General features: G+C 61.3%; 14 protein-coding genes and 2 pseudogenes. 7 read left to right on the top strand and 9 right to left on the bottom strand.

The genetic code is table 11. The annotated features are described in order from the left end of the window. Positions 1–38 precede the first annotated feature (38 nt). Entirely contained in the window at positions 39–2,801 is a 2,763-nt protein-coding gene (locus LRS56_09315; protein WDU64639.1) for a winged helix-turn-helix domain-containing protein, read from the top strand. Here LRS56_09315 and LRS56_09310 read toward each other — a convergent pair. Together LRS56_09310 and LRS56_09305 are read right to left on the bottom strand one after the other, a co-directional pair. Continuing rightward, positions 2,748–4,271: a winged helix-turn-helix domain-containing protein gene (locus LRS56_09310; GenBank protein WDU64638.1), complete on the bottom strand. Its 1,524-nt coding sequence runs from the start codon at positions 4,269–4,271 to the stop codon at positions 2,748–2,750. The two genes, LRS56_09315 and LRS56_09310, sit on opposite strands and share 54 nt — an antisense overlap. A gap of 95 nt (positions 4,272–4,366) precedes the next feature. Further along, a pseudogene (locus LRS56_09305) lies at positions 4,367–5,318 on the bottom strand (GlxA family transcriptional regulator). A 181-nt stretch (positions 5,319–5,499) separates the two neighbouring features. Here LRS56_09305 and LRS56_09300 point away from each other — a divergent pair. The 6 genes from LRS56_09300 to LRS56_09275 all read left to right on the top strand — a co-directional run bounded on the left by LRS56_09300 (position 5,500) and on the right by LRS56_09275 (position 10,929). Continuing rightward, complete coding sequence (locus LRS56_09300) at positions 5,500–6,222, top strand: pirin family protein (protein WDU64637.1); 723 nt, start codon at positions 5,500–5,502, stop codon at positions 6,220–6,222. A gap of 145 nt (positions 6,223–6,367) precedes the next feature. Then, complete coding sequence (locus LRS56_09295; protein ID WDU64636.1) at positions 6,368–6,754, top strand: hypothetical protein; 387 nt, start codon at positions 6,368–6,370, stop codon at positions 6,752–6,754. Positions 6,755–7,239: 485 nt separating this feature from the next. Continuing rightward, complete coding sequence (locus LRS56_09290) at positions 7,240–7,965, top strand: winged helix-turn-helix domain-containing protein (GenBank protein ID WDU64635.1); 726 nt, start codon at positions 7,240–7,242, stop codon at positions 7,963–7,965. Further along, the gene (locus LRS56_09285; protein ID WDU64634.1) at positions 7,958–8,650 is read left to right on the top strand and encodes a hypothetical protein; all 693 of its coding nucleotides are present in this window, start codon (positions 7,958–7,960) and stop codon (positions 8,648–8,650) included. Before LRS56_09290 ends, LRS56_09285 begins: the two co-directional genes overlap by 8 nt. Before the next feature lie 31 nt (positions 8,651–8,681). After that, on the top strand, positions 8,682–9,293 hold the full coding sequence (locus LRS56_09280) for a winged helix-turn-helix domain-containing protein (GenBank protein WDU64633.1): 612 nt from the start codon (positions 8,682–8,684) through the stop codon (positions 9,291–9,293). A gap of 244 nt (positions 9,294–9,537) precedes the next feature. After that, the gene (locus tag LRS56_09275) at positions 9,538–10,929 is read left to right on the top strand and encodes an undecaprenyl-phosphate glucose phosphotransferase (GenBank protein ID WDU64632.1); all 1,392 of its coding nucleotides are present in this window, start codon (positions 9,538–9,540) and stop codon (positions 10,927–10,929) included. 34 nt (positions 10,930–10,963) lie between these two features. On the opposite strand, the pseudogene LRS56_09270 reads toward LRS56_09275, so the two are convergent. The 7 genes and pseudogenes from LRS56_09270 to LRS56_09240 form a co-directional block, all read right to left on the bottom strand. Then, positions 10,964–13,038: pseudogene (locus tag LRS56_09270) on the bottom strand (YjbH domain-containing protein). Next, the gene (locus LRS56_09265) at positions 13,035–13,805 is read right to left on the bottom strand and encodes a capsule biosynthesis GfcC family protein (protein WDU64631.1); all 771 of its coding nucleotides are present in this window, start codon (positions 13,803–13,805) and stop codon (positions 13,035–13,037) included. The pseudogene LRS56_09270 and the gene LRS56_09265 overlap by 4 nt, the downstream one beginning before the upstream one ends. Further along, on the bottom strand, positions 13,802–14,395 hold the full coding sequence (locus LRS56_09260) for a YjbF family lipoprotein (GenBank protein WDU65715.1): 594 nt from the start codon (positions 14,393–14,395) through the stop codon (positions 13,802–13,804). Before LRS56_09260 ends, LRS56_09265 begins: the two co-directional genes overlap by 4 nt. Positions 14,396–14,473: 78 nt before the next feature. Next, the gene (locus LRS56_09255) at positions 14,474–15,586 is read right to left on the bottom strand and encodes a polysaccharide biosynthesis/export family protein (GenBank protein ID WDU64630.1); all 1,113 of its coding nucleotides are present in this window, start codon (positions 15,584–15,586) and stop codon (positions 14,474–14,476) included. 88 nt (positions 15,587–15,674) lie between these two features. After that, positions 15,675–15,914 (bottom strand): hypothetical protein, encoded by a 240-nt coding sequence (locus LRS56_09250; protein ID WDU64629.1) that lies wholly within the window; start codon positions 15,912–15,914, stop codon positions 15,675–15,677. Positions 15,915–16,093: 179 nt separating this feature from the next. Further along, complete coding sequence (locus tag LRS56_09245) at positions 16,094–17,503, bottom strand: mannose-1-phosphate guanylyltransferase/mannose-6-phosphate isomerase (protein WDU64628.1); 1,410 nt, start codon at positions 17,501–17,503, stop codon at positions 16,094–16,096. 21 nt (positions 17,504–17,524) lie between these two features. Continuing rightward, positions 17,525–17,983: a GDP-mannose mannosyl hydrolase gene (locus LRS56_09240; protein ID WDU64627.1), complete on the bottom strand. Its 459-nt coding sequence runs from the start codon at positions 17,981–17,983 to the stop codon at positions 17,525–17,527. Positions 17,984–17,986: the final 3 nt, after the last annotated feature.

Here is a 17,986-nt window from a genome sequence, read left to right as displayed (position 1 = left end):
TATGCTGGCCGCTTCCTTATCCCCGAGCATGGGCACCCATGAGCGAGCTCAGCGACCAGGCCGTGCATTTCGGCCCCTACCGCATCCACCCGCGCCAACGCGTGGTGCTGGAGGCCGGCCGCCCGTTGCGCCTGGGGCGGCGCGCCGTGGATATCCTGCTGATTCTGCTGGAGCAGGCCGGCAATGTGGTGAGCAAGCAGGAATTGATCGCCCGGGTCTGGCCGAAAAGCGTAGTGGAAGACGGCAACCTGCGGGTGCATATGGCCGCGTTGCGCAAGGCCTTGGGCGATGGCCAGGCCGGGCAGCGGTACATCGTGACCGTGGCCCAGCGCGGCTACAGTTTTGTTGCGCCACTGAGCATCGAACCGATGACGCCACCCAACGAAGGTGCCCCACAGCGCCCGGGCCACAACCTGCCCCTGCGCCGTACCCGGATGATCGGCCGCCAGGCGCTGATCGACAGCCTGGTGCAACTGCTGCCCGAGCAACGCTTTATCACCCTGACCGGCGCCGGGGGCATCGGCAAGACCACCGTCGCGCTGCGCGTGGCGGAATTACTGATCGGGCATTACCGCGACGGCATTCACCTGCTCGACCTGGCGCCCCTCAGCGCGCCGTCGCTGATCCTGCCCAACCTCGCAGCCTTGCTCGACCTGACCCACGCCGAGCATGAGCCGCTGGCGACGTTTGCACGCCGCGTGCAGGAGCGCCAATTACTGCTAGTGATCGACAACTGCGAGCACCTGCTGGACGACATTGCCCTGATCAGCGAAACCCTGCTGCGTCACGCGCCAAGGCTGCACATCCTGGCCACCAGCCGCGAAGCCTTGCGCGCCGAGGGCGAGTCCGTGCAGCGCCTGGAGCCGCTGGCCTGCCCGCCCACCACCGGCAACCGCGCCCAGGCCATGGGCTATCCGGCCCTGCAGCTGCTGATCGAACGGGCCATGTCGCATCAAGACAGCTTCGAACTGAGCGAAGCCGAACTGCCGCTGGCGATTGATATTTGCCAACGCGTGGACGGCATTCCCCTGGCGATCGAGCTGGTGGCGGCGCAGATCGAACGTTTCGGCCTGCCTGGGCTGCTGGTGCAAATGGAAGACAACTTCCGCCTGCTCACCCGCGGCCAGCGTAGCGCCCTGCCCCGCCATCAAACCTTGCGCGCCACGCTGGATTGGAGTTTCGAGCTGCTGACCGAGTGCGAGCGCATCTGCCTGCGCCGCCTGGCGGTGTTTCGTGGCGGCTTCAGCTTGGCCAGCGCGGCGGCGGTGATTGCCGGGGAGCGGATCGCGCCCGCCGAGGTGCTGGGTTCGATCACCCAACTGGTGGCCAAATCCTTGCTCAATGTGGAGCCCGGCGACGATGAGGTGGTCTATCGCCTGCTGGACATCACTCGCACCTACGCCCTGGAAAAACTCAGCCTCGCCCAAGAGCTGGACGCCACCCGCGAGCGCCATGCGGCATGCTGCCTGGCGCTGATGGAACAGGCGCAGGAGGACTGGGAGTTGATCGCCACCCAACCCTGGCTTGACCGCTACGCACCGTTGCGCGAGGACGTGCGTGCCGCGCTGGATTGGGGGCTCGCCGACGGCGGTGAACACGGGCTGGCGATCCGCCTGACAGTCAGTGCGATGCCGCTGTGGCAAGAGTTATCGCTGCTCAGGGAACACGCCCTGTATGTGCACAAGGCCCTGGCCCTGATGGGCAAGGCCAGCGCGCCCTGCAGCCAGTTGACGATGCAACTGCAATTGGCCCTGGGCAGCCTGTCCTATCACACCTTGGGCGGTGCGCCGCGAACCATCGCCGCGTTCGTCAGTGCCAGGCGTCTGGCCGAGGAGCGCCAGGACCTGGCTGGTCAATTGCGGGCGGTCTCCGGGCATATGGCGGTGAATCTGTGCGCCGGCCTGTATCGCCAGGCGCTGGAATTGAGTGTGCAATTCGACCACCTCGACCCGCGCAGCGACCCGCTGCTGGAACTGAGTACCCAGCGCCTGCGCGTGCTGGCGCAGCATTACACCGGCAACCAGGCACTCGCCCGGCACAATGCCGAGCAGGTGATCCAACGCATGGCGCACAGCGCCTCCCTGAACCGCTTCGCGCACCGGGTTGGCGTGCAATATGACCAGGGCGTGGCCTCACTGACGGTACTGGCGCGAATCCTGTGGCTGCAAGGCTTTCCCGAACGCGCGTGGGGCACTGCCAGCCAGGCGTTGGAACTGGCGCTGCAAATCAATCATGGCACCTCGATCTGCTACACCCTGGCCCTGGCGGGCGTGGTGATCGCCCGCTACAACGGTGACGCGCAGGCCGCGCAAAGCCTGCAGGCGTTGCTGCTGGAACAGTCCCACAAGCATTCGGTGCAGCTGTTCCAGACCTGGGCCGGGCACTACGCTGGCATCCCGGAGCGCAAGGACGTGCAAGGTCTGGGGCTGATCACGGACATCTTGATTACCCTGGGCGCCGAGACCGTCGATGACCAGGCGTTCGAACGGGCGCAAACCGGCGCGGCCGGCTGGTGCAGCCCGGAAATTCTAAGGGTGCGCGCTGAGGGCCTGCCCGACGCCCAGGCCGCCGAAGCACTGTTGCTCGAAGCCCTCGGTCTGGCGCACCAGCAAGGTGCCCTGGCCTGGGAGCTGCGCTGCGCGACGTCACTGGCGAAGCTGTGGCACCAACAAGGCCGCGTGCAGGCCGCCTATGATCTGCTGAACTCAGTCTACGGGCGCTTTACCGAAGGCTTCGGCACCCAAGACCTAATCCGCGTACGCTGCCTGCTCGACGAGTTGCAAGACAAACGTCCGGCCTGAAAACGGCCCCAGGTAATGCCCATAACCCTGCTGCAAACGCGCCACCTGCACCGGGTCGCGCAGTTGCGCGAGGGCGTAGCTGCGTGTGCTATTGAGCAAACGATAGCGTTCAGGGCCAAGGCCAGGCTCGACTGTCAGCAATGACGTGCCCACCAGCCGCGACAGCAGGTAGGACAGATCGGCGTGTTCCAGCTCAGTGCCGGCGACCAGCGCGCTCAAGGTCGGCAAGGTCACTGCCATTTTGAACAACCCCAGTTGCAGGAACAGCCAGCGCTCCGGCAGGCTCAGGCGCTCGTAGGTCCAATCGAGGGCGGCCGGCAGCGATTGATGCCGCTCCACCGCCGTGCGACGGCCGCGGGTCAGCACGTGCACGCCGCTGCGCAATTGCGCCTGCACACCGCGCACACCCAGGGCGTCCACCTGCGCGGCCGCCAGTTCAAGGGCCAGGGGGATTCCGTCGAGGCGCCGGCAGATATCCCGCAGCGGCGCCAGGTCCTGCTGGCGCAACACAAACCCCTGCTGACTGGCGCGTACCCGTGCGACAAACAATTGCACCGCCGGATAAACCATTGCCTGCTCAACGCTGCCGAGTGCCAACGGCGCAGGCACTGCCAGGCGTGGCACGCGCAGCACCCATTCGCCGGGGGCCTGCAAGGCTTCACGGCTGCTGACCAGCACACTGACCTGGGGCGCCAGTTCGCGCAGCGCACGCAGCAGATGCCGACAGGCGCCGAGCAGCCGGTCGGCGCCATCAAGTACCAGCAACAACCGGCGGGTGGCCAGTTGGCGGCACAGCTGCGGGGTGCTGGTGCAGGGTTCGAGGTGCAGCGTCGTGGTCAACTGGCGCAGCATCAGCATCGGCTCCTGCACCGTGGCCAGGTCCACCCACCACACACCGTCGGGGTAGCGCGGCAACACCCGCTCGGCCAGCGCCAGAGCCAGGGTGCTCTTGCCCACCCCGGCGCAACCGGTGAGCGTCATCAGGTGCTGCCCGGACAAACGCCGCACAAGTACGCCCAGCAACTCATCGCGACCGGTCAGCGGGCTGAGCCGCGTAGCCAGGTTGTGCCGCGGCATCACCGGCGGTGCTGCGCCGTGCACCTTGGCGCTGAAGCAGTAGCCGCGCTGGGGGTCGTTAAGAATGCAGCGTTGTCCTTCAAGCGCACGGCGCAGTGCGGCGATGTGCACCCGCAGGTTGTTCTCTTCCACCACGCTGCACGGCCAGACCCGTTCGATCAAGGTAGCCTTGCTGATGAATTGCCCTGGGGCCTCAAGCAGCACGGCAAGGATATCCAGCGCCCGACCGCCCAACGGCACCGGCCAACCGGCCTTGCTGACCAACCGCTGCTGCCGGTGAAAAGCATAGGCGCCGAAACGCACCGTGCACTGGGCATCAATCGCTTGAGGGTTGTTCATGTCTGTCACCACGCTGAAACGCCCGGTCTTGGGCGTTTGCGCATCCTTTTCCATGGGCCTGAAGCTATCTTGCCAGCTGGCAATGACAGGACAATGCTGGCACAGGGAGTGACACGGACATTTGGGTGCCAGAGACGGACATTCTGTCGTTAACTGAACTGTTGTCGGTATTGGGTCGGGTTGAGGCCGAGCTTTTCACTGAACAGAAAGCGCATATGCCGCACGCTGCCGAAGCCTGCATGGAAGGCCACGGTCTTGAGCGGCAGGTCGGTGGTTTCCAGCAACTGACGGGCGCGGTCGATGCGCGCTCCCTGCAGGAATGCCATGGGCGTCATCTGCACGTCACGGGCGAACAGGCGAGCAAAGTGGCGAGCGCTCATACCGGCCAATTCGGCCATCGACTCGATAGTGAAAGGCTGTTCCAGGTGCGCCAGCACGTGGGTCTGCACGCGCGTAATCGCTGTTTCCTGGGGCGCCACTGGCGGCGGTCATCGGGCTGAACTGGGCCTGACCACCCTGGCGCTTCATCACCACCAACAGCACCTTGGCCACTTCCACCGCGACTTGCTTGCCATGGTCCTGGGCCACAATCGACAGCGCCAGGTCGATACCGGCGGTGACCCCGCCCGAGGTAATCAACCGCCCATCTTGCAGGTAGATACGATCGGTCTCGACGATGGCCTTGGGGAACGCCTTGATCAAGCGCTCGGTGTAGTGCCAGTGGGTGGTGACACGGTGGTGGTCGAGCAGGCCGGCGTGCCCCAGCACAAACGCACCGGTGCAGATCGAACCGAAACGCCCGGCACGCGGTGCCGCCTCCTTTAACCAGGGCAACAACGCAGGGTGGCATTCGTTATAGGCACCCGGGCCGCCGGGCACCAGTAGCAGGTCATACGCGTCATGCGCCTGGGCCAGCAGCAGGTCAGCCTCCACCATCACCCCATTGGAGGCACGCAACGGGCCGGGCTCGGTGCCGATCGTGAGTATCCGGTAGTGGGCCGCCGCCGGCAGGTAGCGGTTGGCAATCGAAAACACCTCGAGCGGCCCGGCCATGTCGAGCAGGAGGAAGTCCGGAAACAACGCCATGGCCACAGTTTTCATAAAGCAGGAGATCCGTTAGATAAGGAATATGGCGGGTATTATGGCATGCCCGCAACTGTCAACTTGAGCGTGACAGTTATTCAAATTTCACCTCCTTAATGAATATCCCGGTAACCAGTAACCTTCTTCTCAACGCAAGCGCCCTGCATCTCGCAGCCCGCGCTCACTTGAGGACACCACCATGCTGACCCTTCGCAAAGCTTCCGAACGCGGCGCCGCCAATCACGGTTGGTTGAAGTCGTTCCACACCTTCTCGTTCGCCAACTACTGGAACCCCGACGAACAGGGCTTTTCCGACCTGCTGGTGATCAACGATGACCGCGTCGCCGCCGGTAAAGGCTTCGGCCAGCACCCGCACCGCGACATGGAGATTTTCTCCTATGTGCTTGAAGGCGCCCTGGAACACAAGGACACCCTGGGCACCGGCTCGGTGATTCGCCCGGGCGACGTGCAACTGATGAGCGCCGGCAGTGGCGTGGCCCACAGCGAGTTCAACCACAGCCAACGCCTGGGCGTGCACTTCCTGCAAATCTGGATCGTGCCCGCCGTGGCCGGTGCCGAACCGCGCTACCAGCAAGAGCACTTCAGCGAAGCGCAGAAACGTGGGCGCCTGCAGTTGATCATCTCGCCGGACGGCACCGACGGTTCCCTGAGCGTGCGCCAGGATGCGCGAGTGTATGCCGGGCTGTTCAACGGGGACGAGGCCGCGAGCCTGGACCTGCCGCCGGACCGCCATGTGTACATCCACGTGGCCAGGGGCAGCGTTGAAATCAACGGCCAGCGCTTGCAGGAAGGTGACGGCGCCCGGGTGCGGGATGAGCGCCAGATTCGCCTGAGCCAGGGCGAGGATGCCGAGGTGCTGGTGTTTGACCTGCGCCCTCAGGAACGGCCGCAGATGCCATGACCGACTCGGCGATGGTCCGTCAGAACGAGCCATCGCCGGCGTCGATAGTCACCATCAGCGCAATGAAGTTCTCTAAAAAAATGCAACGCGTAACATCCAACCCATACCAGGCAACACCCAACTAAAACACTCGGAGCACACCCTCATGAAACGCCAAATCTTGCTTAGCCTTGCTTTCTCGGTACTCGCTGCAAACGCATTTGCTCACCCTGTAGTTGCTGAAGGCGGTTCGGATCGCCTGATCGAAAGCCGTGTTGCTGAAGGCGGTTCGGACCGCCTGCAAGGCAACCGTTTCGCTGAAGGCGGTGCTGATCGCTTGCAGGAACGTGGTCTGGCCGAAGGCGGTGCTGACCGTCTGCAGGAACGCGGTCTGGCCGAAGGCGGTGCTGAACGTCTGCAGGAACGTGGTCTGGCCGAAGGTGGTGCTGACCGTCTGCAGGAACGCGGTCTGGCCGAAGGCGGTGCTGACCGTCTGCAGGAACGCGGTCTGGCCGAAGGTGGTGCTGACCGTCTGCAAGGTAATAACGCTTAACCCCATGTTGTTTGCGGGGCACCCCAAACCGGCCTGATCAGCCGGTTTTTTTTCGCCCGCGATTAATGCGGGTCGCGGCCCACCTACAGCATCGCTTGCCGATCTGCTGCCGCGCCTGAATACGGCGCTGAATCAATCCGAAAGCCCCCCAACCGGAAAGCCGAGGCGCGATGGGAACCGCTCTCATCCCCTGATTGCTGCGCCCCAAGGGCCTTTGCTGGTTAAGATGGCCCGGGATATCACCCTGCACAATCAAAAAATCGTTTGGGCTAAAATACTTATCGAGCACTAAAAATTTGCACTAGCCTATGTGTAAGTTCGTACAAACGCCCTCGCAACATCCGCCTATTACCCCTTCCTGCTCGTAAAAACAAAGTGGCGAATGTTAAAATTTGTCACGTTTTAGCGTAATCAATTCGATTAGTATCTAAACGCTAGCGGCGATTGAACTGACGGCCTTGCATGCCGGAAAAGGGAGTAGGGTTATGCATTTTTCCAACGTCCTCGCTATTGCGCGGACCCCTTCCAAATCGGAGGACTTTCGGGCGCTTCTAGTTCGCACTGTAGCGAATAATTTAAAAGTCGACACACGTTGCTACGGGCAACTAACCGACACCCAGGAAAGCCACGGATATTACCGTGCCATCATTATAGAAATCGATACACCCTCGGCCAGCCAGCAAACGCTGGACATAATAAGAAAAACCCGAGACGAGCACCCCGGCTCTACGATATTTGTTGTCGTCACCTTCGCTTCCACCCTGAGCAAAACCAAATACTACTTGGCCGGTGCGGATTACTGCGTCAAGGTGGTAGAAACTTCCCCCGAAAAAAAATTAAGCCTGTTCGATGACTTTCTCAGCGAGAACGCACAGCCCCATTGTGGCCTGATACTGGATCAAGACCGCATGTGCATTTATGGCGATGGCAAAAAGCTGGAAATATCCTTTGTCGAAATGAAAGTGCTGGAAGCCCTCATCCAGAACCGACTGCTCAGTCATAATGAGATCGCGGGTGTGATGGGGCTTAATACCAAGTACTACGACTCCCGCGCATTGGAAAAGTCCATCAGCCGCTTGCGCAGCAAGATAAAGGCGCACTACGGCGAAAATATCATCCAGAACATTCGCGGCTACGGTTACAAACTAAGCCGGGGCCTTATAAGTGCCAGCCATTTGCAACCCACCAGGGAGAGGTCGAACGGTGAATAGCGAAAAAATATCCTGTGCAGATACGCCGGACTTAAAGATTGCCCGGCAGGCGATTGTTGATCGCAGCCATCTCTTGTGGGGCAGTGAATTCAGGGTCGTGGGCGAGGAACTGGAAAGTGCCTATAAAGAGGCACTGAAGCATATCCACCCACGGCGCAAACTACCCAAAAGCCTCGGCCATGCGGTCAATCACAAATTTTTGCGCATTGGTCAGTCTGCCGTGATGAACGACGACGTATTCACGGCAATTATTCAGACCGCCCAGTCATTGGAAAAACATAACCAGCCGCTGACCCTCAGTATCGACAACCCCCTGGAGACCCTGCCCGGCCCGGTCGAACGCCGCGCCATGGTGCGCCAGTTGTATAAGTTGAAAGACCAGCGAGGTATCACGCTGGCCTACAACAACTACACACTCGATACAAAGCCGGTAGACCTGCTGATCGATCTGAAGCTCTACGACTACATAAAGATGCCCTTTCCGGATTCCGCCCTCCGGCTGAGCCTCAATACGCGCTCAGGTTTGTTTGATCGCCTCTACGACCGCATGCTGGAGCTGATCAATGCGACAGGGGTGCGCTTCATCGCCGACTCTGTCGAATTCGCCGACAGCGCAATGCTGGCTAAAAACTTGCCGTTCGAATACTTTCAGGGCGGTTATTACTCCCCTGCTGACTGCCTATAACAACTGCACCTTCCTGATATCGGTGGACACTATGAGCTCCCTCAAGAAACACGCCTTCACTGCGACACTTCCGGCGATAGCACTGCAGGACTTCACCCCCAATGCAGAGTTATTCCAGTACGACCTAACTACCTCGGCGGTGCTTCCCTACCTGCAGCCGAGCCGCCCACGTTTAAACACCTACGTCATTACCCACAGCATCAGTCTGCTCTCAAAACCGTCTAGCTCTGCGCGGCAAGAAATGCCCAACGAACAAGACAGCACGCCCAATAACCATACTCGCACTGCGGAAATAAACGCCGACAGAACCGCGCTATATCCTCAGGATTTCTGGCTGCTGACGCAACATGACCGAACACTGGTCAAGGGCGGCTTGCGCATTTCACTGACCACCATTGAGTCGGCCCTTATTAAAAAGATGTTGCACCATGAAGAGCGTGTGGTCAGCAAGGAAGAGTTGATTCGCAATATAGGTCGCGAGCCAGAACTATACCGAGGGCTGGAAATGTGCTTGAGTCGACTGCAGGAAAAATTCAAGCGCGTGAATGATGGCGAACGACTGTTCCGAGCGGTCAGAAACCGCGGCTATTGTTTAACGCAGAAAATCAAAAAGCCGTTAGAGCTGACACAACCACGTCGTTAAAATAAAAACAGCTTGGAACTTTCCGCTCACCCTGCCTATTACCACCCTCTTCTACCTGCCTTTTTATAACACCCTCTTATAATAATATGCCGCTGACCTTGTTATAACTCGTCAGCCATTGCCCCCGTCTGTTCATTACTATCCATGGGTACGCGCTTGCGCGTGCCTGTCGTTTTAGTGCGGCATTGCCGCTTGATGCTTAAACCCTGCCACCACGTGCGTGGTCACCACCGGGAGCAGAACTATGCTGAATAACACTAGAATGCATCGCAACCTGACCCCCAAGGGTTTAACGTTCTGGGGCCAGTGGATGCTCGCATCCAGCCTGGTCGTTGCACTGTTGTTTATGTTGGTCGTGTTAAAAACCGGACAACTTGAATATAACTACCGCGTGTTGGCCGCCTTTACCATATTGGCCTCACTGCCGGCGTATAGCCTGTGTGATGTTTATAGCAAAAAAGATGACTATGCGGTGGGCCTCGGGCGACTGTTCATGGGCTGGTTGCTGACGATGGGTATATTGTTTGCGGTGGGCATTGCGTGTAATGCCGACGCGTTATTCCCCGCGGAAATCCTATTACTGTGGGCCGCTATTAGTTATCCGTTATTGGCACTGTTTTATATACCGTTGCACAGCCTGTCCCGGTATTACCATCGCCAACTTCACGAGCGGCATAAGTCGCTGATCGTGGGCACTGGCAAGCTTGCCGTGGACCTGGCCAAAACCCTTTCCCGGCAAAAACGCTCGCCCCTGGTCGGCCTCGTCGGTAGCCACACCGACGCTGCCCAGAGCGCGCCCTCCCCGGTACTCGGCGAGCTGCCGCAATTGCCGCAATTGATCAGGCAACACGGTATTCGCCGGCTCTACATCACCCATTCACTGCAGGACGCCACGCACATCGAGGCGCTCTACCTCAACCTGCTGGATATCAGCGTGGACGTGATCTGGGTGCCCGACCTCAATAACATGCTGCTGCTCAACCATTGCGTGGCCGAAGTCGACGGGCTGCCGGCGATTTTCCTCAACGAAAGCCCGCTGACCAGCCGCCCCACCGCCGCCCTGAGCAAATCGCTGCTGGACAAGAGCATCGCCCTGCTGGCGATCATCCTACTGAGCCCGGTGTTGCTGCTGTTCGCCCTGCTGATCAAGCTCACCTCCCCCGGCCCGGTGATCTTCAAGCAGGACCGCCACGGCTGGAATGGCCAGGTGATCAAGGTCTGGAAGTTTCGCTCGATGCGTGTGCATGACGACCACGAAGTGCGCCAGGCCAGCCGTAACGATTCGCGTATTACCCCGGTGGGCCGGTTTATCCGCCGTACGTCCATCGATGAATTGCCGCAGTTGTTCAACGTGCTGCAAGGCACGATGGCTTTGGTGGGGCCACGCCCCCATGCGATTGCGCACAACGATTACTACCTGGGTAAAATCCACGCGTACATGGCGCGCCATCGCATCAAGCCCGGCATTACCGGCCTGGCGCAGATCAGTGGCTGCCGAGGCGAAACCGAGACGCTGGAGAAGATGCAGCGGCGTGTCGATATCGACCTGCGCTATATCAACACCTGGTCGCTGTGGCTGGATATCAAGATCCTGATCAAGACGCCGTTTACGCTGCTGTCCAAAGATATCTACTGACCACAAAAGGGGGGCTGCATGCCCCCTTCCCGCCTTACTCGGTGATCTTGTCGAGGTTCTTGTAGAACAGATCACTGTCGCGTCCATCGGTCATCGAATGCAGTGAATAGGCACGGTTCAAGCGCGCCCCGCCATCGCGGGTCAGTGGCGCCCACACCAGGTTGGCGCGGCGCATGGTCGACAGGCTCATCAACTCATCAAAGGGAATGGACAGGTACAGGCCCTTGTCGAAGCTGCCTTCGCCAAAGTCTTCCTTGGACACGTTGGTACGGGTGATCCATGCGCCGATACGCACGCCATTGTTGAACTCCCGCGACAGGTCCAGGGTGGCCCCCAGTCCCTGGCCAGGTAGCGGCCGACGCTCAACGCGCCCTGGATATTGAACGGCAGATCGGTATAGCCGGTGATGTGTCCGGTGACGGTGCGGTAATCGCGCAGACTGAAATCCTGCTCGAACCCGCGTTGGCGCACGTAGTTGAGGTCCGCCCCCAACGCCCAGCGCTGGCCCATGGGGCGGTACAACACTTCACTGCCGACACCGGCGTACATCGACTCCAACAGCCCGCCATAGACCATGCCGTACAGGTCCTGGTCCAGCCGCGCCGCATGGTTGAGCTGGAAGGTGGGCAAGGTCACCTCGGAACTGGTCATGTACTTGCGCAGGTCGGTGCGGACCCGGGGCAGGCCGCTGGGCGCATCGTAGGTGAAGCCGTCGTAGTTGTTCAGCAGGTTGACGCTGAGCAGGCCACTCCACCAGGTGTTGCGGGTAAAACGGTACTCGGCGTCGAGGTCGGCGGAAACCTGATAAAGCAAGCCATCCGGCCCACCGACGTTTTGCTTGTAGCCAAGGCCCAGGCCATAGCTGAAGGGTTTGGGGGGCTGGGTATAAAGCACAGTCTGGGTGTTGCTGCTGGCGCGGTTGACCTCTATCTGCCGGTGCAGGTCCTGCAGGTTTTCGCGGTTGTTGACCACCTCGCGAAAGGTCTGGCGCGGCACGCTGGTTTCCTCGATCGGCATTGCATAGCGCTCGCTCACCAGGGTGAACCAGTCGATCTGGTCATTGACGCTGTTATCCAGGATCCGGCTGGCGCGGCCCACGGCCTTGGCGCTGTAAAAATAGCGCTGCTGTTCGCCATACACCAACAGCTCCGGCCCGCGCTGGGCGATGCGCTGCACGTTATAGCCGGCATTGTCATGCAGGCGCTGGGACACGGCAGCCCAGTCCACTTGGTCCATCGGCGTGGTCGGCACCACCACCGGCAGCTTGGGCGCGGGTGGGTCATAGGTTTTGACCGGCGCCTTGCGGCTGACGAAGTTGGTGTGCAGGGTAATCCCGAACATCGCGGTGTTGCCCCGCTCCCAGGCTGCGCTCACGTCGATGGAGTCGGCGACTTTGTAGACCAGCCCCAGGTTGACCGGCGAGTCCTGGCGAAAGCTGTTATCGCGGGGCTCGTTCTTGTAGTCGTTGCCTTCCACTTCGAGCTTGAGGCTCAGCGGCGCCCAGGGTGTCTGGTAGGCGACACCGCCGAACAACGCAGGTCGCCCACGAAAGTAGCCGTTGGAGAAACTGCCGGAGCCTTCGGCGGTGGGGCGCTCCTTGAAGCGATCATCCAGCGCGCCCAACGGGTTGGCGAAATCACCGCGACTGCCGAGGTAGCCCCAGGCGATGCCGGCACTGAAATCCAGATCACCGTAGCGTTTGTTGGCCACCAGGTACTCGCTGGAAAACAGCCCCGTACCGCCCAAGTCCATAAACCCCAGCGCCACCTCGGGCAGCCAGTGGCTTTCCTGATACAGGCGCACTTTGGCGTCGACGGCCTTGTCCTTGTAGCTCTGGCCACCGCTGAACGACTCGGCGCCGTATGGCCGGTTGGTGATTGCGGTGTAGCGAAAGGTGCCTTCCAGCCAGTCCAGCGGCTGCGCCGAAAAACTGTAGCGGCTGTAGGGCTCGGTGCGGTTGGCATTCACGCTGAGTTCGCCGGTTGGCGCCATACGTGCGGTGGGGGTCTGCAGCAGCCCTACGCCGCCAAAATCACTCTGGGTGTAACGGGGATCGCCATGCACGACGCCGCAAGGCACCAGTAGCACGGCCGCAATACATAATTTCAAGGCGTGACCTCAGCCAGGGGTTGGGTGGCAAGAAACTCGGCCAGTTGTTGATTCAGTTCAGGGGTGGGCGGGTTCAGGTCGTCGCTGCGAATCGGCACCAGCAGCGTGCTGCCGGGCGCGGGTGGCGCGCCCTCTTCGCGGTTCCACGCGGCGATGCCCAGGCGCGTGACACGCCCGTCGGGCTGGATCAGCCACAGGTAGTCGGCATCCGCCTGCGCCATCGGCGGGCAGGCGCGCAGGTAGTCGCGGGCCTTGTGCATCGGTTGGAACGCCAAGGTGCAGGCTGCCGCGACGGCGCCCAGCACGCGTACGCTGTCGGGGCGCGGCGGGTAGATCAGGCGGTCGCCGTCGCTGACCGGGAGGTTGGGCGCAAAGCCGACCTCCACCGCCACCGGGTCCAACACGACCATCTGCCGACCGGTCACCGGCAATGCCTGCACCTGTTGATAGAGCTGCGCCGCCGCCTGCGCCCGGCGCTCGCGCCCGGCGGCCAGGGCGGCCTGGCGCAGGGTGTCCAGGTCAAACAACACGCCGGCCTTGAGCCGCGTCTGGCGCTCCAGCAACGGCGTGTGCAGCCAGGCTGCCGCCAGCCAATAGCCCTGGGCATCCGGTTGTGCTGCGCTGATCGCATCCAGCAAGCGGGCCCCGGCCTGTAACGGCACCGGACCCGCATGCGCCACCTGGCCACTGACGGTCAGGCTGGCGGCCACGCACACTGGGGCGCAGCTGCACAGCAGCGCCAGCGCCGCGAGTTTTCGAACATTCATGGGGCATCCTTGCGAGTGGGCTGCAGTTGGGTGATGGTCAAGGTCAGGCTGGGCGTGAGGTGCTGCTCGCTCTGCACGATAAAACCGTTGGCGGGGTCAACCCAGTAGCGGTTGCGCGCCGTAAAGCCCAGGGCGTCGACCGCGACGTCTTCGTCGACCCGCAGCAAGGCGTAGGGTTTGCCGAGAATCTGCAGCGTCTCCATGCCTTTGCGGCTCATGCGACTGGTCACGCCGATACCCAGCCGATAGCCGCCTACCAGGTCGATCTGCCGGGTGCTGCGATAGCCCTCCGGCACCCGGTGCAGCCCCAGCTGAAACGGCGACTGGCCCTGCCAGCGCGTGCCATCGAGGTCGGCGCCCAGGCCCACGGTGCGCACCACCAGGCCGTCGCGCAGCAACAGTACTTGTTTGCCGGAAGCGACCCAGAACTGCAGGTCTTCACGCCGACGAATCAGCGCCATCACCCCTTCGCTGGACACCGTGGTGACCTTGATCTGGGGAAACGGCACCGCATCCACCTGGGCCTGGGTCAATGCCAGCGGCGCCGGCCCGCCAACGGCCGCCTTGAACGTATCGAGGGAGGCCGTCATCAGCGGATTGCAGCCACTCAACAGCCACGCCAACCCCGCATAAGTAGCGATTTTCAGACTGTTCACAGCGGTTCCACCTTATCGGCTGCTGGCTTCGCTCAGGTTGTTCTGGGTCGATGCGCCAATGCCGATGATCGAAGCGGACGGCACCAATTGGCTGATAAAGCGGTTCCAGCGCGTGATATTCGCCGGGCCGACAAACACCACGTCCTGGGGCTGCACGTCAAAGCGCGTCGCCAGGGCCATGGCCGAGGGCGATTGGGCTTGCAGCTGGAACACCTTGGCCGGTTCCACATCGATGTTCTGTGCACCGCGAATCACGTAGATGGCGTCGGCGTTGGAGGTGTTCTGGTTGACCCCGCCCACCGAGCCCAGCACGTCGGAGAGGTTCATGCTACGGGTCTTGAAACTCAGGGCACGGGGCTGCATGACCTCGCCCATCACATAGATGCGCTTGCGGTCGTTGTAGGCCAGGTACAGCTGGTCGCCGTCCTTGAGGTAAACGTCATTCAAGCGCGACGACGCCAGGTTCAGCGTGTCGAGGTCGAGGGTGTAGCGCTTGCCGCCACGGGTGAGCGTGAGGTTCGATAAATCGGCATTCAGCGGGTCGATGCCGGCGGCACCCAGCGCTTCCGAGACATTCATCGCAATGGTGGTGATCGGCACGGGGCCGGCCTTGATCACCGCGCCGCTGATCACCACTTTCTGGCTGGCAAACCGCAACACGCTGATGTCCACCTGAGGGCTGTCGATGTATTGGCGCAGCTTGTCGGTGATTTCGCTGCGCAACGCTTCAATCGAGCGGCCCTTGGCCACGACCTCGCCCACATAGGGATAAAACAGGTTGCCCTCGGGGCTCACCAGCCGCCCGTTGGCGTCGATCTGTTGCTGCGGGCCCGAAGGCGCGGTGAGTTCCGGGTGATCCCATACGGTGATATACAGCGCATCATTTGCGCCAATCAAGTACGGGCCCGGTTTATAACTCAATAGTTCCGGTGCAATTGAATAAGGTACTTGCGTGGCTGCCTCCATCGCCAATAACTTTGGCGTAATCGGTATTAAATCCACGCGACTACTTTCAGGCCCACCCTCGTCGGTCAGGGTCGCTGTATCCATATATTGACCCGGCGCAAACATGCAACCTTGCAACAATGCAGCGGCCACGGCCGCGACAGAAAAAATACGCATCATAGTGCTAGGACACTCGCGATAATCGACAAGAAAAAAAGACCACTTGGGTGGGGATTCCAAGCGGCCTGAAAAGCGGAAGGTTTACAACTTAGTTGCCGGTACCTGTGGTGCCGGTCGTGCCGGTAGTGCCGGTGGTAGTGCCGCCGTTGGAACTGCCGCCGCTATTGGAGGCAGCGGCCACGCCGGCGATGATCGCGCTGCCGACCAGCAGGGTTTCCCCGACTGTCACAGACCCGACCACGGCGGTGTCGAGCCCCAACGGGTCCTCGGCAGCCAGCACGCACGTACTCAAGAGACTGAGCACCATAATAGCCAGTGGCTTTCTCATAACAGACTCCTTATCGTCAGTGAGTAGTCAGGCCGATAGTGCCATTCAACTAAACAGCGCACCAGACTGAGAACTTTTTGCTGAATAATTGAAAATAACGTTTTTCCGGTGAAGCGCCCGGCCCTCACTACATTGCGACGCGGCCCGTTATTTAAAATGTTATTAATTGTCGGAAAACTTCAGGCCCTGCCGTACTTATCTTCAAAGCGCACAATATCGTCCTCGCCCAAATAAGAGCCCGACTGCACCTCGATCAACTCCAGCGCGATCACCCCGGGATTTTCCAGGGCGTGCACCTGGCCGATGGGGATATAGGTCGACTGGTTTTCCGAGACCAGGTAGGTCTGGTCGCCATTGGTGACCCGCGCCGTGCCGCTGACCACGATCCAATGCTCGGCGCGGTGGTGATGCATCTGCACCGACAACTTGGCCCCCGGTTTCACGGTGATGCGCTTGACCTGGTAGCGCTGGCCGTTGTCAACCGAGTCATACATGCCCCACGGCCGATACACCTCGCGATGGTTGAGGTGTTCCGGGCGCCCGGTCTGCTTGAGCTGGTCGACGATAGTTTTGACCTGCTGCACCTGGTCCTTGTGGGCGACCAGCACCGCGTCCTTGGTCTCGACGATGATCAGGTCCTGCACGCCCACGGTGGCCACCAATCGGCTGTCGGCGTGTACGTAGGTGTTGCGCGTGTCCAGCGCCAACCCGTCACCGCGTATCACGTTACCGCTGGGGTCTTTTGCACTGGCCTCCCACAGCGCCGACCACGAGCCGATATCGCTCCAGCCGGCCTGCAACGGCACCATCACCGCATCGGCGGTTTTCTCCATCACGGCGTAGTCGATGGAATCGTCCGGGCAGGCCGCAAAGGTGGCGGCGTGCACCCGGGTAAACGGCAGGTCCTGGCTGCCGCCCTCCAGCGCCACGCGGCAGGCTTCGAGGATCGCCGGCTGAAAGCGCGCAAGCTCTTGCAGGTAACGGCTGGCGCGGAACATGAACATGCCGCTGTTCCAGTAATACGCACCGCCAGCCACATACGCCGCAGCCGTGGCGGCATCCGGTTTTTCGACAAAGCGCTTGACCCGGTAACCGCCCTCTCCCACTGCCGCGCCCTGCTCGATATAGCCGTAGCCGGTGTGGGCACTGGTGGGGTGGATGCCGAACGTCACCAGCTTGCCGTCACGGGCCAGCGGCAACGCCACTTCAAGGCTGGCATGAAACGCCGGGACATTTTCGATCAGGTGGTCCGCCGCCAGCACCAATAGGATCGGGTCCTGGGCCTCGGCCACCGCCTTGCACGCCGCCAGGGCGATGGCCGGTGCGGTGTTGCGGCCGACCGGCTCCAGCAGGATGCTCGCCTGCTCCATGCCCAACTGGCGCAACTGTTCGGCCACCAAGAAGCGGTGCTGTTCGTTGCAGATCAATTGCGGCAGGGCGACGTTGGCGCCCTCCAGCCGCGTGATGGTCTGCTGCAGCATCGACAGGTTCGCATCGGTCAGACGCAGGAACTGCTTGGGGTTCAACTGCCGCGAAAGCGGCCACAGGCGCGACCCGGAACCGCCCGCCATGATCACCGGTAATAACATCAGAGCATCCTCGGGAGAGAGTCAGAAATAGGCGCGGGTGTGTTCATGCACCCGCGTGCTGAAACGCAGTTCATCCTGGGGCCACCAGCGGTACTGCTGGTGTTGCTCCGTGGGTGGCTGCAAGGGCTGATCGTCAACCAGCTCCAGGCAATAGCTGAGCACCACATAGTGGGTGTCCGGCCCGCACCCGGCGTTGGCGAACACGCTGTCATCGTAAAAGTGCTCGAACACCCCCAGCAGCCGGGCGTTGGCGCGTTCGAAGGGCCGCCCCAGTTCTTCACGGGTGATGCGCCGAAAGGCGTTGTCCAGGCTTTCGTTCTTCTGGATACGCCCACCGGGCACAAACCAGAAACCATAGGCCGGGCGGTTGACCCGCAGCCCCAACAGGGCATCGCCACGGCTATTGCGCACCACCAGGTCGATCGCCACCAGCGGCGTCGACGCCACGACCGTTTGGAAGGTCGGTAAATCAAGCCACATACC

Origin of the sequence: Pseudomonas poae, from assembly GCA_028869255.1 — a bacterium.
Classification (GTDB): Bacteria; Pseudomonadota; Gammaproteobacteria; order Pseudomonadales; family Pseudomonadaceae; genus Aquipseudomonas; species Aquipseudomonas poae_C.
Note: the sequence above shows the minus strand (reverse complement) of the source record. Positions and strands in the feature narration are given on the sequence as shown.